The organism is Streptomyces coeruleofuscus (assembly GCF_039532725.1).
In the GTDB taxonomy this organism is placed as follows: domain Bacteria; phylum Actinomycetota; class Actinomycetes; order Streptomycetales; family Streptomycetaceae; genus Streptomyces; species Streptomyces coeruleofuscus.
Map to the genome: position 1 here is coordinate 413,617 of NZ_BAAASE010000004.1, position 23,424 is coordinate 437,040.

Sequence of the window (23,424 nt, forward strand, 5' to 3'; positions counted from 1 at the left end):
AGAGGAGGCCCCCGGATGCCGGACCACACCCCGCCACCCCAACCGCCACCACCGTCACAGAACCCGTTCGCCGACCTCCCACAGCCCGCACAGCCCAGTAGCCTCCGCGTCGTCGTGGCGGACGACAACCCCGTGGTCCGCGCCGGCCTCACGGCGCTCCTGTCCGGCCGCGCGGACATCACGGTCGTGGCCGAGGCCGCGGACGGCCGCCAGGCCTGCGAGGCCGCCCACCGGCACCGCCCGGACGTCGTCCTCCTCGACGTCCGCATGCCCGGCGTGGACGGCATCTCGGCACTTCCGTACCTGGTGCGGATCGCCCCGGTGGTGATGCTGACGTACAGCAGGGAGTCGGAGATCGTCCAGGAGGCCCTCCGCAGAGGAGCCGGCGGCTACCTGGTCCACGGCGAGTTCACGGCCGACCAGCTGGTCGACGCCGTACGGGACGTCAAGGAGGGCCGGGCCCACTTCACCCCCACGGCGGCGGGCGCCCTGCTGGCCCAACTCCGCCAGGACCAGACACCGGCCGCGTCCCTGCCCGAAGGGCTGGGTCGGTCATCGAGTGCTACTGCATACGGAACTTCCGGGTCCGCAAAATCGCATATTCATCCCCAGCAGGCGCCTCCACCAGGGCATTTGTCGCCACCTTACGCCCCACCCCCGCCCATTTCCTCAGAAAACCTTTCGCAAGTGCAACCGCATGTGGGACAGTCTTCGTCTGGGTGGACGAATGGCCGCCCGGCCGCTCCCGACAGGTCGCGGTTCCAACTGAGCACGAGGGAGGCGGAGATCATGGACCACATCGCGTCCGGCATGACCAACCAGCAGATCGCCGCCACCTGCTTCATCAGCGAGAAGACCGTCAAGAACCACATCAACCGCATCTTCGCCAAGCTCCACAGCACCAGCCGCTCCGAGGCCGCCGCGAAATGGATCGGCACGGCACCGGACTCGCACCGAGGACTGGGGTGACCTTCGGTGACGGAATGGGGGAAGAGCCGGTTGGGCCCGCGCGATTGGGCCCGGAATTGGGCCCTGGGGCCCTCTGGCGGACAGGGTGTCCGGCCATACGTTCCTCGTGCCGAAAGCGGCACAGCCGAAACCGGAGGGGAACACCATGAGCGACCTGATGCTGAAGACCGCCGTCGCGACCAAGGTCCGCGTGAACGGCTGGAAGAACACCACGGTGCAGGCGATGCAGCGCCGCGCCGGCGACAAGGGGCAGACGGCGGTCGAGTACCTGGGCATCATCGCGGTGGTGGTGGCGATCGTGCTGGCGATCACCGGTACGAACATCGGTCAGACGATCCTCGGGAAGATCCAGGCGCAAATCGCCAAGGTCGCTCCTTGATGCGACTTCGCCGCTACGGCGACGTAGGGCAGGCCTTCCCCATCTACATCACGGTGGTGGGGGGCCTGCTCTTTCTCGCGTTCGCCTACTTCGCGGTCGGCCAGGCCGCGGCGAATAGGAACGGCGCCCAGACTGCTGCCGATGCGGCGGCTCTGGCGGCGGCTCAGGACAGGCGGGACCAACTCGCGGGCGCGTGGGTAAAGGACGTACTCGACCCGAAAAAGTGGCCGGACATTTTCGAGGGCAATGCCGAGGGACTCCAGCCGTCGTGCTGGCGCGCGCATGAACTCGCCGCACAGAACGACGCCCAAGTGCTGAGCTGCGCGCCGGAGGGACTCCGAGGCTTCACGGTCGAGGTGGAGACCAATAAGTCCGTCGGTGAGTCCGTCGTTCCTGGTACGGCGGAACGGAAGTCCGATGCGTCCGCCACGGCCGTGATCGAGGCCCTCTGCGACGTCGAGCCCCCAGCCGAGGATGCCGGTCCTGACGTGCTGCCGCAGCTCTCTTGCGAGGACGGGAAGGACTGGAAGCTGGACCCGGACGATCTCGATGTTCTGCCCGAACCCGAGGACCTCTTCGACGTCCACCTGGCCGACCCACAAGCGAACGACGAGTGATGAAGGAAGCAGAGAGATGAGCATTCGGTTCACTGCTAAGGCCCGCAGGGGGATGGTCGCAATGACCGTTGCGGCCGGACTGGCCCTCGGTGTGGCCGGCTGCGGCGGTGGTGGCGGCGACGATGACAAGCCGAGCCCACCGGCGTCCGCCTCCAAGGACAGTGGATCCAAGCCGAGTGCTCAGGAAGGGCAGGCTGAGACGCCGCTGGCGGAACTGAGGGGCACGGATGGACTGCTTCTTCAGATCACATCCGCTGCAAGGGACTCGGGTGGCTTCCTCACCGTGAACGGAATCGTGAAGAACGACGGAGACAAGTCCGTGGTTATTCCCCCTCAGACCAGCGGCGACGAGACGGAGGTCATCAAGCACGGTCCCTCGCTCGGCGGCGCCACCATCGTGGACGCCAAGGGGAAGAAGCGCTACTACACGCTGCGCGACACTGAAGGGCGCCCACTTACGACAACGGGCCTCGGGAATCTCGAAGCGGGGCAGGCCCTCCCCGTCTTCATGCAGTTCCCCGCACCACCGACGGACACGACCGAGGTCAACTTGCAGGTACCGACATTCTCCAGCGGCACCATCAAGATCTCCGGGTGAGGCCGGCCATGACCCCAACGCGCACCCGAACGACAACCCCACGCCTCACCCTGGTCCTCACCGCTGCCACCCTCATGGTCGCCACCAACATCTACGGCGCCGTGTCGGCCCACGCCGACGAAACCCCCGGCGTCCCTCCTGGCACCGAGGCCTCCGCCTCCGCCCCCGTCAAGGTCGACCCCAACGACCCGGACCTCAAACTCCCCGAGGGCGCCACCCTCGCCACCGCCAAAGTCCTCGACATCAAACAGGTCGTAGAAGACCAAAGCGGCGACGAACGCCGAGAAGACACCAACGCCGACGTCAAGTTCGCCCTCCAGGCCGAAGTCCTCTTCGGCAAGGACAGCGCGAAACTCAGTGCCGAGGCAAAGGCCCGTATCTCCACGATCGCCGAGGAGATCAAGGCACAGAACGCGACGAAGATCCGCGTCTTCGGCTTCACGGACAACCTCGGCTCCTCCGCCCACGGCGACGTCCTGTCCAGGAAACGCGCCGACGCCGTACAGAACATCCTGGACCAGGTGCTGAGCGACTCCAGCGTCACGTATGAGGTACGCGGATACGGCGAGCAGTACCCGATCGCCGACAACTCCACGGAAACCGGCCGCAAGAAGAACCGCCGGGTCGAGGTCTCCTTCCCGCGCTCGGAGAGCTGAGCAGAGGACATCAGGGGGCACGATGGGGGAGTGGCGGCTGCGACGCTCACTGCCGCGGCTGGCCAGGCAGGCCGGCCTCGGCGAGGTGCACCGCGTACACCACGAGCGCCGTTCCGTGCCCGTACTGCTGATCGCCAAGCTCGGCCTCGACTGGGCGATGGTGCTGTGCCTCGTCAAGGCCCTGTCGGAACTGGACATGGACCCGGGTGCGAGACCCATCGCGGTGCTGCTCTGGCTGGCGGTCTCCTGGGGCGCTCTGGCGTACTGGCTGCTGGTCCGGGACGGCAGACGGTGGTTCGCGGTATGCGACGGCGGCCTGCTGGCCGGCACGGCAGGGACGGGCACGATCGCCATCGCCTGGGACGCCGTACAAGGGCTCACTTCCGCGCACGGACCCGGAATCCGCCACGGGTCGCTGCGCCTGTCCTGGCTCGACGGCGGCAAACAGCGGTACGTGACGTTTCGGATCATGACGGACCGAGATGCCCTGGCTGAAGCCGTGGAGGACAAGCACCCGGTACCGGTGCCGCCGCACAGGCGGATCCTCGCCGGCCCGGGCATCGTGGCCGTGGCCTCCGTCGTCGCCTGGGCACTCACTCTCTCGCCCCTCGCCGACATCGTCATGGCCAGTCGGCCGTACTACCTACGGGACCTCGCGAGCCTGTGCGCGCAAGCCACGGCGGACTCCGGTGCCGCGTACCCCGAATCAGCCGCCTACAGCCCGAGCGCCCCGCATCCGGCGGTCCTCTTCGCCGAGGAGCACGACCTCGACCCGGTCGTCACTTCGACGGGAACCGGCTCGGGCACCCCGGACCCCGACGACGTCCAACTGGTGGCGTGCAGCCGCCTGGAGCGTCGTACGTACGACACGACCTGCGCGTTCTCGCATGGGTTGAGCGTGAGCTACTACCGGGCCCGCTACCGTGTCGAGGTGTACGAAGCCCGTACGGGGCGCAGGGTGACCGGCCGGACGCTGGATGCCGACAACCACCTCTTCTGCGGGGGTATCCGCGAGCTTGACGGGAAGGGCGGTGGGCATGAGGAAGAAGTCTCCGTGCCTTCCCGGGAGGACTACCAACTCATCCTCGACGAAGTGTCCGTGGGCGCCGGTGAGTGACGACAGCGATGCGACGGAAGACTGCGGGCGGACACCGAACCGGGTCACGCCCGAACACCGCACACGGGGGAACACCATGGCCGCGACGAAGTCACGCGGACTGCGTAGAACCGGAGTCGTACTCGCCGCACTGATCGCCCTGACGGCGGCGGCCGGCTGCGGCAGCGACTCGGACGAGCCGGCGAAGGCGTCGTCCCCACCCGGTGAGCGGCCGTCAAAGACCGACTCCGCGAAGCGACCTGAGCCCGAGCCCAAGCCCTCGGCGTCGGCCGCGGACGGCAATGACATCACCGCCTGCGCGGACGGCAACTGCGAGATCGCGGTATCCGAGCCGGTGAAAATCCCGTTCAAGGGCCCGCGCGGCCAGGCCACCCTGTCCATCACCGAGATCGGCCCGAACAGCATCGCGTACACGGTGAAGTCGGGCAACGGCCAGTCCAAGGGCAGCGCGAGCGGCCCGGGGCAGGGCTGCATCACCGTTCTCCGCAGCAACGGCAGCGGCAACTCGTGCGGCGGCCTCGGGGACGCGGGGCGCCCGAGCCCGCAGCCGGACGCGGTCGTGATCCAGGCGGCGGCCGGGGAGGACGGTACGGCCGTCCTCCAGCTCGTGTCGGGCCGATGACCGGCGGCTTCCGCGCTCATGCTGCGGGACGGCAGGCATGAGCGAGTCCGGCACGGAGCCGGAGGCGGAGGAGATGTGGGATCCGCAGGTCGCGCGATGGCGTGATCCGGAGGGTGACTACGTCCTGCCCCACGCTCTGCGGTCCCTGCCACAGCCCTGGGACGAGTGTGACTGGAGCCGGATCGCGGAACTGCCCCGCACCGACGAGCGACTGGCGGAGGCCCGGCGGGTGGTGACAGTACTCCTGGACGACCCGGAACTGGCTTCGAACGTCCCTCAGCCGCCATCGCCCGGCCTGTTGTGGCACGTGTGGGAAGAGTTTCATCAGGCCGTCGGGAAGCGCATGCCCCGCACGAGCCAGGTGACATGGTGCGGTGTGGCCGAGCTGGTCCGCACGTGGCGAGGCCGACCACAGCTGTTTCCGTTGCAGCGGCACGTCGTGCGGCACGTCGAAGCGGCGATGCTGGCCATGATCCCGTCCCTGCGGGACGACATCGCAGACTCGGTGTTCCGCTGGCTGGCTCTCGATCCCGACCCGGGCCGCTTCGCCGACTGGGCGGTGGACCTGGCCGAGCGCTGCGTGACCGAGGACATCGGTGCCGACTCGGCCATCGAGCTGCTGGGCGCGATGGGCGGTCCAGAGTCCAGTGCGGCACTGGAGCGCCTGTCGGTGAAGCCGGACGGCCCGGCGAGTTGGGAGAACGCGGAAGCGGCACTGAGCATGCTCTTCGAGCGGGGGAGCGAAGGAACGAACTGCTGACATGTCGATAATCAGCGCGCGGAGGGAGTCCCGGCTGTCGGTGAGGTGTGCTCCTCTTGCCCGGCGACGGCGAACGCCCACCGCAGAGGTGTACGCAGCGCTGCGTTACAGGGTTGCCGCCCTGCGCGTAATCGTCTCTGACGGCCACACGCGCCACACGAACCCCCGTCTGGCAGCCGCCTGCGACACTCGCCGCCGCACGGCGGGACGCGCAGGTAGGCCGTCCCGCCACACCGGGCCGCTCGCGCCTACCTGCGTGGCGCAGGCGTGCCTGAGCGCCAGGGACGGCTCTTTGGGCCCCGGTTTGGGGCCACGGGCCCATCCCGCCCCGAAGACCCCTCCCTACTCTCAAGCCGTGTCGTAGCCCGAAGGTACGAGGGGGAGGCGAGGCATGGCCTCGATCGGGGCAGTTCCGGAGCCCGGCGGGGCATGGCCGTCAGGACATGGCGGGCGTCAGAGCATGCCCGGCTCGCTCGCCACGGCACTCGTCCTCGTTCACTCCCTCTTCGCGATCACGGTCGTCGGGGGCCTCGGCCTGCTGCTCACGGCGGCCTCGTACGACGCGGTCGACGGCGGCGTACTCGCCCTGACCGCGTACGGGGCCGCCCCGGGTGTCCTCGGCTGGTGGCTGGCCCGGCGCACGTGGCTGGGCGGGACACGGATCTGGGGCGGTCTGATCGCCGTACAGGCATGGCTGATCACCGGAGCGATCGCCAACATCACCGACGGATCACCGCGCGGCTTCACCCAGCTCTTCGTCCCCGCCTTCGTCCTCTACTTCCTCACCCGCGAGGACACCCGCACCTGGTACCGCCTCCCCGACGGGGCCCGGGCCGAACGCCGCCCCTTCTCCCTGCCCCGGATGATCCGCTGGCGCCGGGACGAGGGTCAGACGGCGGTGGAGTACGCGGGGCTCATCGCGGTCGTGGCCGCGATCATCACCGCCCTCGTCGTCAGCGGCCTGGGCACGCAAATCTACGGCGGTCTTCAGTCGGCGATCTGCAAGGTCACGGGAACGGCCTGTGCGGCCCCGGTTGCGGCACCCGGTGACGGAACGGACGGCAGCACCGGAGAAGGGCCCCAGCCCGACGACACGGGGCGCCGCACGACAACCGCTGAGGACGAGACCCAAGAGGCCGGCAATGGCGAGAAGGAGAACAAGGAAGAGGAAAATGACGACAAGGACGACGACAAGGACGACGACAAGGGCTGCTTCTCCGGCGTAGGCGCCTTCTTCGGCTGCGCGGGCGACCAGGCGAAGCAGGTCGGGGAAGGCCTCGTCGTCGACGGCATCGGCGGCGAACTCAAAGGCATCTGGGACACGGTCACCAACCCGCTCGACACCCTGGACGGCCTGAAGGACTACGGCGGCGTCATCGCCGACCAGTGGTCGGAGGACGCCAAGGACGCCGGCGACAAATGGGCGAAGGGCGACTACTTCGACGCGCTCACCGACTGGGGCGGCGCGACACTGAACTCGGGCGGGAAGATCCTCGACGACACGTTCATCGGGGAGGAAGTCCGCGACCAGTGGAACCAGGGCAACGAGACCCGCGCCGTCACCACGGTCGTATGGAACGTCGGCTCCCTCTTCATCCCCGGTTACGGCGAGGCGAAGCTCGTCGGAAAGCTCGGCAAGCTGGGCAAACTCGGAAAGCTCGGCGACCTGGGCAAGCTCACCGAGAAGGCAGTCGACGCGGCGGATGACGCGAGAAAGGCCGCCAAGGCGGGCGACGCGGAAGCCGCACGCAGGGCGGCGAAGGAGGCCGACGAGGCAGCGGACGAGGCCGAACGCAAGGCCCGCGAGTCGGGCTGCACCCTCGCGGCGCCGCCCCGCAGCAGGCCGTACGGCGGTGGCCCCGGCACAGGCACCACCGTCCTGGCCGCCACCCGAGCCGACTCCCCGTACGTCATCCTCGCCGAGGACGGCTGCGACGAGGAGGCCAAGCAGCAGGCGCAGGAGGCCCGCAAGCAGGCGAACGAGGCGGACAAGGCTGCGGACGGGGTGCAAGCGAAGGCTCGGGAATGGGTCGCCGACGAGAATGTCGACGGGCCCGCCTCGGGCAGGACCCTGAAGTTCCCGCATCCCAGGCACACTGTTTCCGGCGCCAAGCACGGCCAGGTCAAGACGAAGAACAGCGTGATACTGAAGGGACACGAAGCCGACGTCGAGGCGGACATCAAGGCGATCGCCGAGAACAAGGCCCACTTCAACAAGGCGACGAACCGTTACGAAATCAATGGCCGTAGCTACGGGGTGGAGGACTCCGGGCGTGTCTACCCGGACTCAGGGCCGGGCATCGTAGAAATGGACCGCAACGAGTACGCCGCGCTCAAGGAGATCGCCAGGGCGAACGGCGACGTGAACGCCCCCGCCCTGACGAAGAACCCACGCTTCGCCAACAATCCCCAGGCCGTGGCCAAAGCCAAGAAGGTGTACGACGGGACCTACCGATGATTTATGACCTGCTGTTGGCCGGGCCGCCGGTTCCGCCCACGTCGCTCGCCGAGGCCCTGGCGGAAGCCGTCAGGACGGAAGGCGTCGACGTGGACGTGGCCGACCGGGACGGCGACCAGAGCCAACGCGACTGGACCGCACCTGTCCTGTGCGGCTACATCAGGCTGCGCGGTGACCTGTCGTTGGAACTCGACATCTACGTGGAGGACGCCCTGGTCAACGAGGCACCGGCTGAGCCGGAGCTCGCTCGGCGCCTGGCCATGGCGTTGGGCGTTCCCGTTCTCTATCCGGCCGAGGAGGTCCTTCCGTCGGCTTACTGGCTGGCGACCTCGTCAGGAGAGTCCGTCCGCGCCCGGCTGTATGCCTCGGACGACGAACCACCGGTGCACACGATCGATGCAGTCGAGTCCCCGGTTGCCCAACTACCGCACATTCGCGTCAGTGACTTGCCGGAGATCGCCCGCGAACAGCACGGAAAAGGGTGACAGGGAGGGAACGGGTCTCCGCTACGTGATGACCTCGACGAACACACCCTCCCGTACTCCCCACCCCGCCATCACCCCTGCCTCCGCCTCCACCACATGCCGGGCCCGCAGCCGCGGCATCCCCAACCGCCCCGGCCGCATGGTCCGCACGGCGATGACGCGGAGGTCACGATCGAGATAGGCGACATCGATCGGCATGCGCATCCGGAACGTGTGCACGCTGTTGGCGGGGGAGAGCAGAATCGCCCCCTCGACGGAATCCCGTCCCAACAACCCTCTCGTACGGGCCCGATAGGAGGTGGCAATCTCCAACGGCACTCGGACGGCCGGCTCCCCACTCTTCCCGTGCACGACCAACTCCCCGTGCCCGTCCCGCCACTGTCGCCCCATACGGGCCACCTCCGACCGTCCCACCAGCCACCTTGGCCCGGTTGTCGAACCCGAACGTATCCATAGGCGAGTAGGCCCCACATAGGCCCACGGGCCCATGCCCCACGGCCCTTTGCTGGTTCAGCACTGGAACGCCCGCCTCCTGAAGAACCTGTTGGCGCGTTATGCAACCGTTACGGCTGGAACTGGTCGGCGTACCGCCGATTCCTCCCCATACACCCCACCGGTCGTCAACTTTCACCCTGGTGCGGCTCCACACCGCTGTATAGCTTTGGTTCGCTCAAGAGAAGCCTCGCCTCTGACCGGGAGCCGACCGTGAACCGCCGCCCCACCCTCCTCGCAGCGCTCACGCTGACCGCCGCTGCGGCCCTGACGCTGTCCGCGTGCGGGAGCGATGACAGCTCCAAGAGCAAGGACAACGACAAGATCGCCGGGGTCGATGCCGGGGGTGCCAGCACCGCATCGCCCACCGGATCAGCCCCGCAGGCCGCCGGTCGCCCCAAAATCAAGCTGCCGGCCGACCTGACCATGAGCTTCGAAGGCGGCAAGACGGGGGATGCCGTCAAGGACGCCGTACTCGCTGACAACGCCGAGCGTATGCGTGCCGTCAACGCGGCGATTACGGGAACGGACCCCAAGGCGGAGGCGCTGAACTTCTACAACACAGGCAGGGCGTTGGAAGCAGCCGCGGTCTGGGTGGACAAGTTCAAGAAGGCCAACCTTGGCATCACGGGCACCATTCGGTATTTCGACCGGACTGTGACACTCGACGGCAGCAAAGCGGCGTCGGTCGTGTTCTGTGCCGACGAGAGCAAGGGCTACGCCAAGGACCTCAAGACGAACAAGTCCAAGGTCACCACTCCTTCCGATGAGGACTTCATCCTCTACAACACCAGGCTGGAGAAGAACAGCGGCGGGGTCTGGCAGACCACACGCATCGTTTCGACCGCAGGAGCCAAGCAGTGCCTGAAGTGAAGCGGAGAGCGCTCGGAGGCCTCGCCCTGGCCGTGGCTTTTGTGGCTCTGGGTGCACCCAGTGCCTTGGCCAAAGTCACTCCCGACGGAACAACCGAAAGTGATACGAGTACGTCGAAGCCGTCGGGGTCTGTGGAGGGTGACACGCTGGCGTCGTCGGCCGGCGGTGTGATCGTTTTCGACCGTTCGAAGAACGGCTCGGGTGAGTCCGCCGGGGGCATCACGTCCACGAATTCGTGGACCCCGCCCCCCTGCTACTACGCTCCGAAGTACACACCTGAGCAACTCCAGAAGACCCTCGAGCCCATCTGGGAGTCCGAGTCGACGGGCTACCAGTGGGACGGGCAGCAGCGTGACCGCTACGTCAACGGAAATCCGTACAAGGACTTCAACAAGGACAAGTCCGGCGAAGGCTACTGGTGGGATGCCTATGTCCCTGAGAGTCAGGTCGGCGTCCCGGGCTCACTCGACTGCACCAAGCCGATCTTCTGGGTGGACAATGGGGACCCGCCGCCTGCGGACGTCCCCGAAGCCATCACGCCCGAAATACTCGCCCAGCTCGCATACGCCGAGATTCAGGTCCCCTCGACCACGGTCGAACTCGCACCCGAGCAAACCACGAAGGTGAACCTGCCGACCTGGGCCTGGCTGGATGCGGCGAAATTCAAGCCGGTGTCGGTGACGGCCAGCGTCCCGTTGCTCGGCATCCAGGCGACGACCACAGCTGAACCGGTCTCGCTGAAGATCGAGCCGGGCACGGCTGACTCCGTCACCTATCCGGCTACGGGCGAATGCCAGATCAATGCCGATGGCTCGATCGGTGAACCGTACGCGAAGGGCAAGGCTGACGAGACTCCACCGTGCGGCGTGAAGTATTTGCGTTCATCCGGTGACGACTCGTACAAGCTCCGGGCGACGATCACGTGGAAGATTCACTGGACAGGCACCGGTGTGCAGGGTGAACAGCTCCTGCCCGATGGGACGTTCGGCGCCGAACAAGATGTCGTCGTTCAGGAGGTCCAAGCCGTCAACCGTTGACGATCTTGAGATCCCACGGTCGGGCGATCGCTCTCCTCCCGAGGCGATCGCCCGCCTTGCTTTGAAGGCGACCCAGGTAGAGTCGCTGCCTCACGCATGTGGTTCCGAATGGGGAGAGGGCAGCGGTACATGGCTGACCGGCTAGCTGTAGACGGTGGCGAACTCGATCATTTCATGAAGCTTTTGAAGAAATCGAGTGATTCGTTGAAGGGGCTGCGCAAGGCCCTGAGTGACGCCACCGTCACCAGGCTGGGCACGGATGATTTGGATTCGGCGTGCGAGGACTTCCAGGAGGACTGGAAGTACGGCACCGAGGAGATCGGTAAGCAGACTGAGGACCTTGCCAAAATCATCGGGCAGAGCAAGGACAGCTATGAAGAAGTCGACAAGGCGTTGGAAGAGGCATTGAAGAAAGCCAGGAGCGGCAAGTCGGGGGACAAGAAGTGACGGTCACACCTGGCACCGAACACCCGCCCTACGCCAACTCGCCCGCTGCTCGAAATGGTGACCTGCCCCAAGGTCTCAAGTCCTCTCCGTCCATTCCCAATCCCAACTACCCACATCTGGGATTCAACCCGACCCCGGGGGATACCGACGCGGTCCGCGACCTGGGCAAGAAACTCGGCAACTGTGCCAAGGTCCTGGAGGAGACGCACGAGCTCGTCACCAAGCTCATGGACGGCAGCTACTGGAAGGGCGATGCCGCCGTCGCCTTCCGTGAACAGCTTGAGGACGGGCCCCTCCCGCTCAACTTGAAGAACGCCGCGCACTCCATCCGCAAGGCCGCCCGCCAGCTTGACCGCTGGGAGGGCGAACTCGACGACTTCCAGCGCCGGGCCAAGAAGCTGGAGCAGGAGGCCAAGGACGCGCAGGACGCCGTCGACGCGGCGAAGGGGCATGCCGAAAAGGCGAAGAATGACCCCGGCCTCGACGAAAAGGGCAGTCGTCACGACACGGCGCAGAAGAACCTGAACAGTGCGAACACCGCTGCAGAAGAAGCCCAGGCAGAACTCGACAAAATTATCGGCAAGGCGAAGAAGCTCGCTGAGGAACACGAGGAAAAAGCCCGGTACCGCGCCGATAAGGTCCGTGACGCCACGAAGAAACTGGCGCCGCACGAGCCGGGGTGGCTTGAGGAATTCGGCGAGTGGTTTGCCGAAAATTTGCCCGACATCCTTAGCTTCACTGCGGGCGTCATCGGCTTGGTGGCCCTGTTCGTGGCCACGGGTGGCCTGGCCGCAGCTGTCCTGCTGTTGGCGGCAGCCGCTTTGAGCGCCTCTGCGCTCGCCGTACGACTGTCCGACCCAAAAGTGCGCGCATCCCTCACAGACGGCATCACGAAAGGCGAGTTGGACTCCGACTTCTGGGGGAACGTCGTCAGCCTCGGCGGCGACATCCTGGGAGCCGTTCCGGGCGTCAGCGCCGTTGGTATGGGCGTCCGTGGAACGATGCGTGCCCTGCAGGCCGGTGAGGAAGCGGTCAGCCTCGGGAAGGTGCTGACGACGCTGGGCAGCAAGACCATCGGTGAAGCCAAAGCCATCTCCAACCTCGGGAATCCGGCCCTGAACCTGGTGGTGCGCGGGGCTCGTGACTCCGCCCGTGCCGGAGAAGTCGTGGAGATCAGCTCGGCTTCCCTCGGCGTCGTGACCGCCGGGTACGGCCTGGTGTCCAGCGCGGTCGATGAACTGGAGAATGACGGAGCGAAGGACACCGGTACCGGCATTGACGGCGCACGAAGCATCCTGGATGGCGGCGCACTGATCGATCTCGCCCAGCACGTGTTCTGACCCAGAGGATAAGAGAGTTCATATGACCCCCACGGACCATTCTGTTGCTTGGGAGCACCCGCCGACCCGCCGCGCCTGGTCGAAGCAGTTGGCAGCGAACACGCTCGCGCTCCTCGGCTGGATCGCCCTGTGGGCCGCCTTGCTGGTGATCCTGGTGGTGTTCCTCTCTCCCGGGTACACGATCCTCTTCGTGCCGTTCTTGCTGTACAGCTTCTATCGCGCGTTCCTCCAGCTCTTCGTCCTTCCTGCCGTCTTCCGAATGAGACGCGTCCTGCGGGAATACCCCTGGCGGCTGTACGGCGACGCCCCGCACGGGCTTGCCGACCGGCCCGACGTCGTCGGCAGACAGAACGGGTGGTTCGAGTTCCCGAACCCGGCCCGCCCGGAGGAGCTACTGCCCATGGTGTTTCCCCGGCACTGGGGAGTGGGCTGGTGGAACCGCCGGATGGCCCCTCGTGCGAAGCCTGAGCTGAAGGCCCAGATCGGCATGGTGTGGTTCGCGGGAGACCCTCGCTTCATCGGCGTGATCGCCGCGCCGGCCTCCGACGAGTCGACGCCCCGCCGCTTCCGATTCCTGAGCCAGCAGACGGGGTCGGGCGGAGGCCGCCATTCTGTCGCGGACTGGGGAGCCACCGCCGAGGACATCGAACGCGGTCACCGCGCGGGTGTCCGCATGGCCCGCCCCTGACCCTTCACCCGGCCAACCTTCCGGAAATGCCACCACATGACATCTCACGTCGTCATCTCTGAATCCGTGCACGACCCCAGCTGCGGTATCTGGTTCGCTGTGCCCGGCGGCTTCACTGAGTTGCCGCTCAATGTTCTCCTCGCCCCACCCACCTCAGCCGAGGCGGACCGGCTGCGAGAAGCGCTCGCTCCGCTGGTCGAAGCCATACCGGACGGCGTCACCCGTCAGCAGTTCATCGCTCAGTTGGCATCGGGCCAGCAACTCCTGCGTGCACTGCGTGAGGTGGGAACGGTTCATTGTTCGTTGGGCGTGCACCGCGACGACGTGGAGGGCGGAAGGGGAGGGTTCCTCCACTCACTCTTCACGGTGTCCTGGCGAGACATCGCCTGGTCCCCACGGTCGGTGAGCGCGGCACGGGCAGTGGCCACAGCGGAGCAGCACTCCAACATCGAGTACCTGGACCTGCCCAGTGGTCCCGCGTCCATGGGCGAGACGGTGCGCACACCGACTCCCGAATCCGGTCTTTCGACGACCCCATTGCTCCAGATTTACGCCTACCTCCCGCACCCGGACTGCAAGCGCATGGCGGTCCTGATGGTGAGCACTCCGGAGGTGGGGCGACGTGAGCAGTACCGCGAGATCCTCCGGCACATCGCGGAACTCACGAGCTTCGAGTCGCCGTTGGTCGATGCGTAGGCATTGGACCAGGCAGGCGTGAAAACGACATGATCGTGGGGCTGTAGGGAACGTCGGCCTGCTGCCTATGGATGGGGCAGGTGGTGCACCAATCGAGTCGCCGGTGAGGTTGGTGGTCCTCACCCGCCCACCGATGCGGAGGCCGTGCGGAAGGCGCGGCAGCTCATCGATGAGGGCCGGGCCGCACCCTGTCGTCGGGTACCCGCGCACCGCCACCGGGGCCGAGGCCGTCGACCGGGTGCGTGCCGAACTGGCCGCCGAAGGACTTGAACCCGTTCTGGATCGTGGTGTCGCCGGGAACGCCGGTGCCGTTCTGGAAATCTTCTTGGAGCGGGAGACGAACCGGCCCCTGCACGCCGATCCCTTCAGCGGTAACACCGGTTCCGTACGTCTCCTCGAGAAGCACGGCTTCCGTCGTGCCGGCACCGTCCGGTACGGAGACGACCAGCATGTTCTGTTCGTTCTGACGTGACATGAAGAGAAGAGAAGAAAAGGAAACCTTCGAAGACCTCGTCGCCGAAGGCGCCTCCGTCCCCACCGAAGGCTGGGACTTCTCCTGGTTCGAGGGGCGGGCCACCGAGGCGCGGCCCTCCTGGGGGTATGCGACGTCGATGGCCGAGCGGCTGGGGCGGGCGAGTGCCGTGCTCGACATCCAGACCGGCGGCGGGGAGGTACTGGACTTCGCTCTCGCCAAGGCCCCGAAGCGGCCCCCGCTCACCGTCGCCACCGAGGGCTGGCCGCCGAACGCGGCCAAGGCGACCGCCCTGCTCCGTCCGCGCGGGGTCGCGGTCGTCGCCGCGCCCGAGGACGCCCCGCTGCCCTTCGCCGACGGTGCCTTCGACCTGGTCGTGAGCCGGCATCCCGTCCGCCCGCACTGGGCCGAGATCGCCCGCGTCCTCCAGGCCGGAGGGACGTACTTCGCCCAGCACGTGGGGCCGGGCAGCGCCTTCGAGCTCGTCGAGCACTTCCTCGGTCCCCAGCCGGACGAGGTACGCGGCGGTCGCCGTCCCGAGCGGGAGCGGGCCGACGCCGAGGCCGCGGGGCTCGACGTCGTCGAGCTGCGGGCGGAGCGGCTCCGCATGGAGTTCCACGACATCGGCGCGGTCGTGCACTTCCTGCGGAAGGTGGTGTGGATGGTTCCCGGCTTCACCGCCGAGGCGTACGAGCCGCAGCTCCGCGCGTTGCATCGGCGGATCCAGGACGAGGGGCCCTTCGTGGCCCACAGCACCCGGCACCTCTTCGACGCACGCAAACCGGGAACCCACCAGGCCTGATCATGCGCGCGCGACACGCCTCGTCACGCGTGCGGTCCCACCCTCACTTCCCCCACTGCCAACTCCACCCTCGCCTCCAGTACCTCACCCACCCGCTCCACCTGCTCACCCAGCTCCCGTTCCTGCCGAGCCGTCAGCCGGACGAGTGGCTCGACCGTGACCGTCGCACGACGGCCCTGGCGCCGCTGGTGCCAGACGCCCGCGACCACACCGTCGACCAGCAGCACGGGGTAGTTGCCCGCCTGGCCGCCCGCCAGGGCGCGCTCGTAGGCCGCACCGGGGAACAGCCGCTCGCGGGGCTGCGCGGCGATGACGTACGCGTCGAAGTACGGCAGCAGCCGCACGCCTCGCGGGGGGTCGTCCGGGAACTCGGTGTCACCCGCTGCCACCCACGCCCGCGCGCCCTCGAAGTCGACCTCCTCGATGTCGCCCGCGGCGGCCAGTTCCCGGAACACGGTGCCGGCCCAGCCGGTCGGCGCCGCCAGCCACTTCGCGAAGTGCTGCGGGGTCGCCGGACCGTACGCAGCCAGATAACGCCGTACGAACGTCCCCAACGCTCCGTTCGTCTTCAACGCTCCGTCCGTCCCCAACGCTCCGTTCATCCCGTCCGTCCCCCCTCCCGCCACCCCCGCAACCGGCGGCCGCGTGTACGTCGCCTTCCGGCCGCGGTTCGGGCCGAAGCACAGCGTGCCCGCCCAGCCCGCCCGGTGCAGCACCTGCCGCCAGCGCGGCCACATGTCCTGGAAGGCCGGCATCACGCGGTCGCCGGCCCACGGGCCCGTCCGCGCGACGATCTCCTCGGTCAGTTCGTCGAGCGTCAGGGACGTGTCCTCGAGTGCTTCCCCGATCGCCGACACGATCTGGGCGGCCTGTTCCTCGCTGAGCCGTACGTCGGGCGGGAAAGGGCTCGGCCCGCTCGGGACCGCGGTCAGCGCGGCCGACCAGAGCGGGAGTTCCCGCGCCGGGAGGAGATGTACCGTTCCGCGCGGGCCGTACGTCTTGATCAGCGACCGTTCGTCCCAGAGTGCGGCCCGTATGTCCGCCCGTGTCAGCGTGGACGTCCGTACGCCCACCGACACCTCGGCCGCGGACAGCACCTGCGCGTGCGCTCCCATCATCGCGCCGACCACCTCGGCGACCGGCGTCCCGCTCCCGGTCGGTCCCGCAGGCCCCGCCGGAGCCACCGGTCCCGCCGGCCCGGTCAGGAACTGCCGCTCGGCCCGCCGTGCGCTCGCCGCGTCCCACGTGATCATCGAGGTCGTCGTCATGACACGACGCTAGACTCGAAAGAGGACAGAATCTGACCTAAGCAGCTTCCCGGTTCACCTCCTCCGGTTCCCCTCCGGTTCGCCCCTCCCGGCTCACCCCCTCCACTCAGCTCGCTTGCGCATCTCTGTCGCCTTTTTCCACATTGTTACCGCCTGTGACTCGCCTCCATGCCGTGCCCCACGTAAGTTCAGACCGAGGTGATTCGCGCCAGCAAAGCAGGACTGCGCGGGCGGTACCGCGCAGTGGAGGGGGCTGCGCGGTGCCAGGGCCTCGAGGCGGAAGCGGTGCGGGGTCAAGCGGGCGTTCGCGGCCGAGGTCACCCGTAGGTGGGATATGGGGACAAGTCGGCGAGCGGGCCGCAAGCTGCGGCAAATCCGCCGGATCCCGCCACGGGGCGCACGATTTTCCTGCGCGCAGGCGGCGTAGGGGCTGCGTTTCGGCCAGAGATAACCCGTGAACGAGAGGTTCCGCGGACATCGCCGCGTCGCCGGGTGGCTCCGGAGAGTAGTTGTGGCATGCCGATGCACGCAGCATCACTTACGAAGGGTTATGGTGGAAACCCCCCCTCGGGCCGGTCCGTCTCCCCCCCCACGGACCGGCCCGTTTTTTTGTGTGCCGAAGTCGGACCGAAGTACCGGCCGGAATTCTTCGTTCCGCACCCGTGGGCGGCCCACGGCGGCAGCGAGGGTAGGCTTCGCCTCCGGGGACTGCCACACGGACAGGGACCGCCCGCGGCCACGACCGGGCCGCACGCCGCGGCCTGTCCGATCCGTACGGAGGGGCTGACGATCACGTGAACCTGCGCGACAAGCTGCGTGGCCTGCTGGTCAGGCTGTACGCACGCCGGGTGGAAGGCCACCTGGACCACGCTCAGGTGCCCAAGCACATCGGCGTCATCATGGACGGCAACCGGCGCTGGGCGAAGGCCGCCGGTTCCAGCACCGTCCACGGTCACCGGGCCGGTGCCGAGAAGATCGAGGAGTTCCTCGGCTGGTGCAGTGAGACCGACGTCGAGGTCGTCACCCTCTGGCTGCTGTCCACGGACAACTTCGACCGGCCGCAGGAGGAGCTCGTCCCGCTGCTCGGCATCATCGAGGACGTCGTCCGGACCCTGGCCGCCGACGGCCGCTGGCGCGTGCACCACGTCGGCACGCCCGATCTGCTGCCCTCCGGGATGCAGACGGTGCTGAAGGAGGCCGAGGAGACAACAGCGCACGTCGACGGGATAGTGGTCAACGTCGCCATCGGCTACGGCGGCCGCCAGGAGATCGCCGACGCCGTGCGCTCCATGCTGCTCGACGCCCAGGACCGGGGCACCTCGATGGAGGAACTCGCCGAGGCGGTCGACACCGACATGATCGGGCGTCACCTCTACACGAGCGACCAGCCCGACCCCGACCTGGTGATCCGCACGAGCGGCGAGCAGCGGCTGTCCGGATTCATGCTCTGGCAGACCGCGCACTCCGAGTACTACTTCTGTGACGTGTTCTGGCCGGCCTTCCGCAAGGTCGACTTCCTGCGCGCCATGCGCGACTACGCCGCCCGCCACCGGCGCTTCGGCGGCTGATACACCGTCGGCCACAGGTGCTACGGCGGTGATATATCGCCGGCGGCAGGTGCTACGGCGGTGATACATCGCCGGCCGCAGGCGCCACGGCGCTGATACATCGCTGTCCACAGGCGCCACGGCGGCTGATGCATCGCCCGCCACCGGCGCCGCGGCGGCTGAAACGCACTCCGGCGCACTACGCCGGACGTGAGACTTCGCGGGACCCCGCAGGCCGCCCGGCACCGCGGTCACCGCACGTCACAAGCCTTCCCGGTACCCCTCCGAAGGCGCGCGTAACACGGAGTTCACCGGACCGCCGTCATATGCCGTGGCATGGCGACGCTCGTTCGAGGGCATAAGCCAGTCAGGTCGACGCCCGATCCCCGGGTGTCGGATCTCAGCGGACGGCACGGGGCCGTCCGCCCGGGAGGCCCTTTGCACCAGCCCGATCGTGCGGTCACAGCACGGACGAAGAGGCGGGGGGCCGGTTCTCGGCCCGCGCAGGGCGGCCGACGACCGGTCCAGCTCCACTCCGTCGCTCCCCGACCTCATCCGAGGGGGTACGTCCTTCCGTGGTGACCAGCACAAAGCGCCACAAGCCCGACCGGCGCACCTACGTTCTCGACACCAGCGTCCTGCTGGCCGACCCGAACGCCCTGAGCCGCTTCGACGAGCACGAGGTCGTGCTTCCCATCGTCGTGGTGACGGAACTGGAGGCCAAGCGGAACCATCCCGAACTCGGCTACTTCGCCCGGCAGGCCCTGCGCCTGCTCGACGACTACCGGGTGCGGTACGGCCGCCTCGATGCCCCCATCCCGACCGGGGACCTCGGCGGAACCGTCCGTGTCGAGCTCAATCACTCGGACCCCAGCGTGCTGCCCAGCGGCTATCGCCTGGGGGACAACGACTCCCGCATCCTCGCGGTCGCCCGAAACCTTCAGGCCGAGGGGTTCGACGTCACCGTCGTGTCGAAGGACCTCCCGCTCAGGATCAAGGCGTCCTCCGTCGGGCTCCTCGCCGAGGAGTACCGCGCGGAACTCGCCATCACGGACTCCTCCGGCTGGACCGGAATGTCTGAACTGACCCTGCCCGGCGAACAGGTGGACATCCTCTTCGAGGAGGGGCGCGTCTACGTCCCCGAGGCCGCCGACCTGCCGGTGCACACGGGCCTGATGATCCAGTCGGAGCGCGGCAAGGCGCTCGGGCGGGTCACGCCCGACGGCAACATCCGTGTCGTACCCGGGGATCGTGAGGCGTTCGGCATCAAGGGCCGCAGCGCCGAGCAGCGGATCGCGCTGGACCTGCTGCTCGACCCGGACGTCGGGATCGTGTCGATGGGCGGCCGGGCCGGCACCGGCAAGTCGGCGCTGGCGCTGTGCGCGGGGCTGGAGGCGGTGCTCGAGCGCCGTCAGCACCAGAAGGTGATGGTCTTCCGTCCGCTCTACGCGGTGGGCGGGCAGGAGCTCGGCTATCTGCCCGGCTCCGAGGCGGAGAAGATGAGCCCCTGGGCGCAGGCGGTGTTCGACACGCTGTCGGCGGTCACCAGCCGGGAGGTCATCGAGGAGGTCACCGCCCGCGGGATGCTGGAGGTGCTGCCGCTCACCCACATCCGCGGCCGTTCGCTGCACGACGCGTTCGTGATCGTCGACGAGGCGCAGTCGCTGGAGAGGAACGTACTTCTCACCGTTCTGTCCCGGATCGGGGCCAATTCACGGGTGGTTCTCACCCATGACGTGGCCCAGCGGGACAACCTGAGGGTCGGCCGGTACGACGGTGTCGTCGCCGTCGTCGAGAAGCTGAAGGGGCATCCGCTGTTCGCGCATGTGACCCTGACCCGGTCCGAGAGGTCGCAGATCGCCGCTCTTGTGACCGAAATGCTCGAAGACGGGCACATCTGACCGTCCTGCACCAAACGGTGGCGGTTACGCAGTAGTTGGCGCCGTCCGGAAAGGCGAAGAGCCTAGCCGGGCGGCGCCTTCGCGTGTGGGCTTTTCTGTGAATCTCCCGCGCCAAACGGGATGTGAGCTTTCACACGCAACTCGGAATTGCCTTGCCCCGTCGTGTTGCGGCAGAGTCTCACTCCTGTCAGGCCCCGCATACGACACACCTGTACCCCCAGCGGTACGGCACCACTAAAAGCACAGCGTCAACTGCATAGCGATGTCGTATGCCGCCCGAGCACCACGCGGCACTCCCCACGGGGGAGTTGCCCACCGGGCCCGAGCCTCCCGTGACCCCGCAGTTGGGGAGGCCAGTGCCAGGGGCACGATTGCGTCCGCGAGGGTCACCGAAGCGGGCGATGCTGGAAGGAAACCCGTGTGAGCCGGATCTCGGTCCGGGGATTCGCAGTGGCTTCGGCCACCGCGGTCACCGCTGTCGGAAGCGTCGTCGGCGTTGCCTCGGGCAGCACCGCGCAGAACAACGACGCGGAAGCGACGGCAAGCGGCACCACGCTGCTCGCGGACATTCCCGCGGGCCAGCAGGCCCAGGTGCAGACGGCGTCGCTGACGCAGCAGGCCGACGCACAGGCCATCGCCGCCGACGCGAGCGCGAAGAAGGACGCCGAGGAGGCCGCCCGCAAGGCTGCCGCCGAGACGGCCATCGCCAAGAAGAAGGAAGCCGCCGAGAAGGCCGCCGCGGCCGAGAAGGCCGCCAAGGAGCGCGCGGAGGCCAAGGAGGCCGCCAGCCGCTCCAAGGACATCTCCGACTTCCCCGTCGCGACCTCCTACTCCATCGCGCAGATCCAGGCGATGGCGCGGCAGATGGTGCCGTCGGGTCAGTTCCAGTGCTTCAGCAACATCGTGGACCACGAGTCCGACTGGAACTACAAGGCGGTCAACCCCTCCTCCGGGGCCTACGGCATGTTCCAGGCGCTGCCCGGTACCAAGATGTCCTCCGCCGGTGCCGACTGGCGGACCAACCCGGCCACCCAGATCAAGTGGGGCCTGAACTACATGAACGAACGCTACGGCAGCCCGTGTGATGCCTGGTCGTTCTGGCAGGCCAACAACTGGTACTGAGCCCGCGGCCCTGAGCCGCAGCCATCCTCAGCGCAAGCCCCTCACCGTCGTACGGTGAGGGGCTCGTGCCATGTACGGTCTTGACGACGACTCCAGGGGGGAGTGGTGCGGAGAGACGGGGGAAAAGGACGGATCATGTCGCGAGTACCAGGGTGGCTCGGCCGGCTCGGTGCCGGACTGACCGAGATGAGCGAGCGGTGGAACGAACGCCGCGCCGAGGCCGAACGGGAGCGGGACGAACCTGAGTCCCGGACATCCTCCGACGAATACGTGCCGCCGCCCCCCGACTACGCGCCCGACGTACCCGCCCGGCCCGATCCCGCGCTGGCCGTGCCGTGGGGGGTGCGGGTCGCGGCGGAGGCCGGCTGGCGGCTGCTCGTCCTCGCCGGCACGCTGTGGGTGCTGACGCGGATCATCAGCGCCGTCCAGCTCGTGGTGCTGGCGTTCGTGAGCGCACTGCTCATCACCGCGATCCTCCAGCCGACCGTGGCGCGGCTGCGGCGGCTGGGGGTGCCGCGCGGGCCGGCCACGGCGCTGACGGCGATCCTCGGCTTCGTCGTCATGGGGCTCATGGGCTGGTTCGTGACCTGGCAGGTCATGGAGAACATCGACGACCTCTCGGGCCAGATCCAGGACGGCATCGACGAGTTGCGGAACTGGCTGCTCAACAGCCCGTTCCACGTCACGGACAAGCAGATCAACGAAATCGCCAAGAACCTGCGGGAGGCGGTCGGCGCGAACACCGACCAGATCACCTCGGCGGGGCTGGAGGGCGTGACGGTCGTCGTCGAGGCGCTGACGGGGATTCTGCTGGCGGTCTTCTCGACGCTGTTCCTGCTCTACGACGGCAAGCGGATCTGGGAGTGGACGCTGAAGCTGGTGCCGGCGGCGGCGCGGCCCGGGGTGGCCGGGGCCGGGCCGGCGGCGTGGCGGACGCTGACGGCGTATGTGCGGGGCACGGTGATCGTCGCGCTGATCGACGCGATCTTCATCGGGCTGGGCATCTACTTCCTCGATGTGCCGATGGCCGTGCCGCTGGCGGTGTTCATCTTCCTGTTCGCGTTCATCCCGCTGGTGGGTGCGGTGGTGTCCGGGGCGCTGGCGGTCGTCGTCGCGCTGGTCACCCAGGGGGTGTTCACCGCTGTCATGACGCTGGTGGTGGTGCTGGCGGTGCAGCAGATCGAGGGCCACATCCTGCAACCCTTCATCCTCGGGCGGGCGGTGCGGGTGCACCCGCTGGCGGTGGTGCTGTCCGTGGCGTGCGGGGGGATGGTGGCCGGGATCGGGGGTGCGGTGGTGGCCGTACCGCTGGTGGCCGTGACGAACACGGTGGCGGGGTATCTGCGGGCGTATTCGCGGCAGTCGGCGCTGCGGCATTCGGTGCGGCCCCGCGGGGCGACAGCGATGGGGCCGGTGGAGCAGCCCGGCCCTTCCGAGGCGCCGCCGGAGTAGCCCGGCCCGGCGAGAACCCGAAAAGCCGACAGGGCCCCGCCCACCGGTCAGGTGGGCGGGGCCCTGCGATGTGCGGCAGGCGACCGAGGGTTACTCGGACAGCGCCGCCTCGGCGTCCAGCGTCACGCCGACCGCCTGGATCACGGACGCGATCTTGAACGCCTCCTGGACGACCTCGCGGTCGATCCCGGCCTTGCGGAGCACCTGCTCGTGGGAGTCGAGGCACATGCCGCAGCCGTTGATGGCGGAGACCGCGAAGGACCACAGCTCGAAGTCGACCTTGTCGACGCCGGGGTTGCCGATGACGTTCATCCGCAGGCCCGCGCGCAGGTTGCCGTACTCGTGGTCCGAGAGGAGGTGCCGCGTGCGGTAGAAGACGTTGTTCATCGCCATCACCGCGGCGGCGGACTTGGCGGCCGTGTACGCCTCGGGCGACAGGTTCGCCTTCGCCTCCGGCTCCAGCTCGCGCAGCACGATCGGGGAGCGCGAGGCGATCGCGGTCGCGAGGACCGTGCCCCAGAGCTGCTGGGCCGGGAGGTCGGAGTTGCCGATGACCGAGCCCAGGTTGAGCTTCAGGTCCTTGGCGTAGTCCGGTATGCGGGACTTCAGGGAGTCGAGGGACATGC

At 68.0% G+C, this 23,424-nt stretch carries 24 protein-coding genes and 1 pseudogene; 22 read left to right on the plus strand and 3 right to left on the minus strand.

Annotation, left to right across the window (positions count from 1 at the left end):
- Window positions 1–15 precede the first annotated feature (15 nt).
- The 10 genes from ABFX81_RS17280 (at window position 16) to ABFX81_RS17325 (ending at window position 8,661) form a co-directional block, all read left to right on the plus strand.
- Window positions 16–969 (plus strand): response regulator transcription factor, encoded by a 954-nt coding sequence (locus ABFX81_RS17280; RefSeq protein WP_346138291.1) that lies wholly within the window; start codon window positions 16–18, stop codon window positions 967–969.
- 145 nt (window positions 970–1,114) lie between these two features.
- Window positions 1,115–1,348 (plus strand): hypothetical protein, encoded by a 234-nt coding sequence (locus ABFX81_RS17285; RefSeq protein WP_086840899.1) that lies wholly within the window; start codon window positions 1,115–1,117, stop codon window positions 1,346–1,348.
- Entirely contained in the window at window positions 1,348–1,965 is a 618-nt protein-coding gene (locus ABFX81_RS17290) for a pilus assembly protein TadG-related protein (protein ID WP_086840897.1), read from the plus strand. The genes ABFX81_RS17285 and ABFX81_RS17290 overlap by 1 nt, the downstream gene beginning before the upstream one ends.
- A 16-nt stretch (window positions 1,966–1,981) precedes the next feature.
- Window positions 1,982–2,563: a hypothetical protein gene (locus ABFX81_RS17295; protein ID WP_086840895.1), complete on the plus strand. Its 582-nt coding sequence runs from the start codon at window positions 1,982–1,984 to the stop codon at window positions 2,561–2,563.
- Between the two features lie 8 nt (window positions 2,564–2,571).
- Window positions 2,572–3,219, plus strand: coding sequence for an OmpA family protein (locus ABFX81_RS17300; protein WP_086840894.1), 648 nt, complete (start codon window positions 2,572–2,574; stop codon window positions 3,217–3,219).
- Between the two features lie 22 nt (window positions 3,220–3,241).
- On the plus strand, window positions 3,242–4,336 hold the full coding sequence (locus ABFX81_RS17305; RefSeq protein WP_086840891.1) for a hypothetical protein: 1,095 nt from the start codon (window positions 3,242–3,244) through the stop codon (window positions 4,334–4,336).
- A 76-nt stretch (window positions 4,337–4,412) separates the two neighbouring features.
- Window positions 4,413–4,958, plus strand: a complete 546-nt coding sequence (locus ABFX81_RS17310; protein ID WP_086840889.1) for a hypothetical protein — start codon at window positions 4,413–4,415, stop codon at window positions 4,956–4,958.
- Between the two features lie 37 nt (window positions 4,959–4,995).
- Window positions 4,996–5,718, plus strand: coding sequence for a hypothetical protein (locus tag ABFX81_RS17315; RefSeq protein WP_086840887.1), 723 nt, complete (start codon window positions 4,996–4,998; stop codon window positions 5,716–5,718).
- Window positions 5,719–6,178: 460 nt separating this feature from the next.
- The gene (locus tag ABFX81_RS17320; RefSeq protein ID WP_346138292.1) at window positions 6,179–8,176 is read left to right on the plus strand and encodes a hypothetical protein; all 1,998 of its coding nucleotides are present in this window, start codon (window positions 6,179–6,181) and stop codon (window positions 8,174–8,176) included.
- Window positions 8,173–8,661, plus strand: a complete 489-nt coding sequence (locus ABFX81_RS17325; RefSeq protein WP_086840885.1) for a hypothetical protein — start codon at window positions 8,173–8,175, stop codon at window positions 8,659–8,661. Before ABFX81_RS17320 ends, ABFX81_RS17325 begins: the two co-directional genes overlap by 4 nt.
- 21 nt (window positions 8,662–8,682) lie before the next feature.
- Here ABFX81_RS17325 and ABFX81_RS17330 read toward each other — a convergent pair whose 3' ends face one another.
- Window positions 8,683–9,051, minus strand: a complete 369-nt coding sequence (locus ABFX81_RS17330) for a DUF192 domain-containing protein (protein ID WP_346138293.1) — start codon at window positions 9,049–9,051, stop codon at window positions 8,683–8,685.
- 315 nt (window positions 9,052–9,366) lie between these two features.
- Here ABFX81_RS17330 and ABFX81_RS17335 point away from each other — a divergent pair, with 315 nt between their 5' ends.
- From ABFX81_RS17335 to ABFX81_RS17370, 8 genes and pseudogenes are all read left to right on the plus strand, one after another.
- Window positions 9,367–10,026 (plus strand): hypothetical protein, encoded by a 660-nt coding sequence (locus tag ABFX81_RS17335; protein ID WP_086854437.1) that lies wholly within the window; start codon window positions 9,367–9,369, stop codon window positions 10,024–10,026.
- Complete coding sequence (locus ABFX81_RS17340; protein ID WP_428837187.1) at window positions 10,014–11,063, plus strand: hypothetical protein; 1,050 nt, start codon at window positions 10,014–10,016, stop codon at window positions 11,061–11,063. The genes ABFX81_RS17335 and ABFX81_RS17340 overlap by 13 nt, the downstream gene beginning before the upstream one ends.
- A 129-nt stretch (window positions 11,064–11,192) precedes the next feature.
- Window positions 11,193–11,510 (plus strand): hypothetical protein, encoded by a 318-nt coding sequence (locus ABFX81_RS17345; RefSeq protein WP_086854444.1) that lies wholly within the window; start codon window positions 11,193–11,195, stop codon window positions 11,508–11,510.
- Window positions 11,507–12,850, plus strand: coding sequence for a hypothetical protein (locus ABFX81_RS17350; RefSeq protein WP_086854439.1), 1,344 nt, complete (start codon window positions 11,507–11,509; stop codon window positions 12,848–12,850). The genes ABFX81_RS17345 and ABFX81_RS17350 overlap by 4 nt, the downstream gene beginning before the upstream one ends.
- A 22-nt stretch (window positions 12,851–12,872) precedes the next feature.
- On the plus strand, window positions 12,873–13,538 hold the full coding sequence (locus ABFX81_RS17355; RefSeq protein ID WP_086854440.1) for a hypothetical protein: 666 nt from the start codon (window positions 12,873–12,875) through the stop codon (window positions 13,536–13,538).
- Between the two features lie 36 nt (window positions 13,539–13,574).
- Complete coding sequence (locus ABFX81_RS17360) at window positions 13,575–14,234, plus strand: hypothetical protein (RefSeq protein WP_086854441.1); 660 nt, start codon at window positions 13,575–13,577, stop codon at window positions 14,232–14,234.
- Between the two features lie 283 nt (window positions 14,235–14,517).
- A pseudogene (locus tag ABFX81_RS17365) lies at window positions 14,518–14,706 on the plus strand (GNAT family N-acetyltransferase); the annotation flags it as partial.
- 1 nt (window position 14,707) lies between these two features.
- Complete coding sequence (locus ABFX81_RS17370) at window positions 14,708–15,508, plus strand: methyltransferase domain-containing protein (RefSeq protein ID WP_086854442.1); 801 nt, start codon at window positions 14,708–14,710, stop codon at window positions 15,506–15,508.
- Between the two features lie 23 nt (window positions 15,509–15,531).
- Here ABFX81_RS17370 and ABFX81_RS17375 read toward each other — a convergent pair whose 3' ends face one another.
- The gene (locus ABFX81_RS17375; RefSeq protein ID WP_346138294.1) at window positions 15,532–16,776 is read right to left on the minus strand and encodes a winged helix DNA-binding domain-containing protein; all 1,245 of its coding nucleotides are present in this window, start codon (window positions 16,774–16,776) and stop codon (window positions 15,532–15,534) included.
- Window positions 16,777–17,570: 794 nt separating this feature from the next.
- Here ABFX81_RS17375 and ABFX81_RS17380 point away from each other — a divergent pair.
- The 4 genes from ABFX81_RS17380 to ABFX81_RS17395 all read left to right on the plus strand — a co-directional run bounded on the left by ABFX81_RS17380 (window position 17,571) and on the right by ABFX81_RS17395 (window position 22,798).
- Window positions 17,571–18,344: an isoprenyl transferase gene (locus ABFX81_RS17380; protein WP_086852455.1), complete on the plus strand. Its 774-nt coding sequence runs from the start codon at window positions 17,571–17,573 to the stop codon at window positions 18,342–18,344.
- Window positions 18,345–18,898: 554 nt separating this feature from the next.
- Complete coding sequence (gene phoH2 / locus ABFX81_RS17385) at window positions 18,899–20,224, plus strand: RNA 5'-3' helicase PhoH2 (RefSeq protein ID WP_086852459.1); 1,326 nt, start codon at window positions 18,899–18,901, stop codon at window positions 20,222–20,224.
- Window positions 20,225–20,644: 420 nt separating this feature from the next.
- Entirely contained in the window at window positions 20,645–21,346 is a 702-nt protein-coding gene (locus ABFX81_RS17390) for an aggregation-promoting factor C-terminal-like domain-containing protein (RefSeq protein WP_086852461.1), read from the plus strand.
- A 135-nt stretch (window positions 21,347–21,481) separates the two neighbouring features.
- Window positions 21,482–22,798 (plus strand): AI-2E family transporter, encoded by a 1,317-nt coding sequence (locus tag ABFX81_RS17395; RefSeq protein WP_086852463.1) that lies wholly within the window; start codon window positions 21,482–21,484, stop codon window positions 22,796–22,798.
- A 90-nt stretch (window positions 22,799–22,888) separates the two neighbouring features.
- Here ABFX81_RS17395 and ABFX81_RS17400 read toward each other — a convergent pair whose 3' ends face one another.
- On the minus strand, window positions 22,889–23,422 hold the full coding sequence (locus ABFX81_RS17400) for an alkylhydroperoxidase, AhpD family (protein ID WP_086852465.1): 534 nt from the start codon (window positions 23,420–23,422) through the stop codon (window positions 22,889–22,891).
- Between the last annotated feature and the right edge of the window lie 2 nt (window positions 23,423–23,424).

Excerpts from the sequence above, each read along its gene's own strand:
- ABFX81_RS17280 (WP_346138291.1), top strand. The coding sequence starts at position 16 with ATGCCGGACCACACCCCGCCACCCCAACCGCCACCACCGTCACAGAAC.
- ABFX81_RS17285 (WP_086840899.1), top strand. The coding sequence starts at position 1,115 with ATGAGCGACCTGATGCTGAAGACCGCCGTCGCGACCAAGGTCCGCGTG.
- ABFX81_RS17290 (WP_086840897.1), top strand. The coding sequence starts at position 1,348 with ATGCGACTTCGCCGCTACGGCGACGTAGGGCAGGCCTTCCCCATCTAC.
- ABFX81_RS17295 (WP_086840895.1), top strand. The coding sequence starts at position 1,982 with ATGAGCATTCGGTTCACTGCTAAGGCCCGCAGGGGGATGGTCGCAATG.
- ABFX81_RS17300 (WP_086840894.1), top strand. The coding sequence starts at position 2,572 with ATGACCCCAACGCGCACCCGAACGACAACCCCACGCCTCACCCTGGTC.
- ABFX81_RS17305 (WP_086840891.1), top strand. The coding sequence starts at position 3,242 with ATGGGGGAGTGGCGGCTGCGACGCTCACTGCCGCGGCTGGCCAGGCAG.
- ABFX81_RS17310 (WP_086840889.1), top strand. The coding sequence starts at position 4,413 with ATGGCCGCGACGAAGTCACGCGGACTGCGTAGAACCGGAGTCGTACTC.
- ABFX81_RS17315 (WP_086840887.1), top strand. The coding sequence starts at position 4,996 with ATGAGCGAGTCCGGCACGGAGCCGGAGGCGGAGGAGATGTGGGATCCG.
- ABFX81_RS17320 (WP_346138292.1), top strand. The coding sequence starts at position 6,179 with ATGCCCGGCTCGCTCGCCACGGCACTCGTCCTCGTTCACTCCCTCTTC.
- ABFX81_RS17325 (WP_086840885.1), top strand. The coding sequence starts at position 8,173 with ATGATTTATGACCTGCTGTTGGCCGGGCCGCCGGTTCCGCCCACGTCG.
- ABFX81_RS17330 (WP_346138293.1), bottom strand. The coding sequence starts at position 9,051 with ATGGGGCGACAGTGGCGGGACGGGCACGGGGAGTTGGTCGTGCACGGG.
- ABFX81_RS17345 (WP_086854444.1), top strand. The coding sequence starts at position 11,193 with ATGGCTGACCGGCTAGCTGTAGACGGTGGCGAACTCGATCATTTCATG.
- ABFX81_RS17355 (WP_086854440.1), top strand. The coding sequence starts at position 12,873 with ATGACCCCCACGGACCATTCTGTTGCTTGGGAGCACCCGCCGACCCGC.
- ABFX81_RS17360 (WP_086854441.1), top strand. The coding sequence starts at position 13,575 with ATGACATCTCACGTCGTCATCTCTGAATCCGTGCACGACCCCAGCTGC.
- ABFX81_RS17370 (WP_086854442.1), top strand. The coding sequence starts at position 14,708 with ATGAAGAGAAGAGAAGAAAAGGAAACCTTCGAAGACCTCGTCGCCGAA.
- ABFX81_RS17375 (WP_346138294.1), bottom strand. The coding sequence starts at position 16,776 with ATGACGACGACCTCGATGATCACGTGGGACGCGGCGAGCGCACGGCGG.
- ABFX81_RS17395 (WP_086852463.1), top strand. The coding sequence starts at position 21,482 with ATGTCGCGAGTACCAGGGTGGCTCGGCCGGCTCGGTGCCGGACTGACC.
- ABFX81_RS17400 (WP_086852465.1), bottom strand. The coding sequence starts at position 23,422 with ATGTCCCTCGACTCCCTGAAGTCCCGCATACCGGACTACGCCAAGGAC.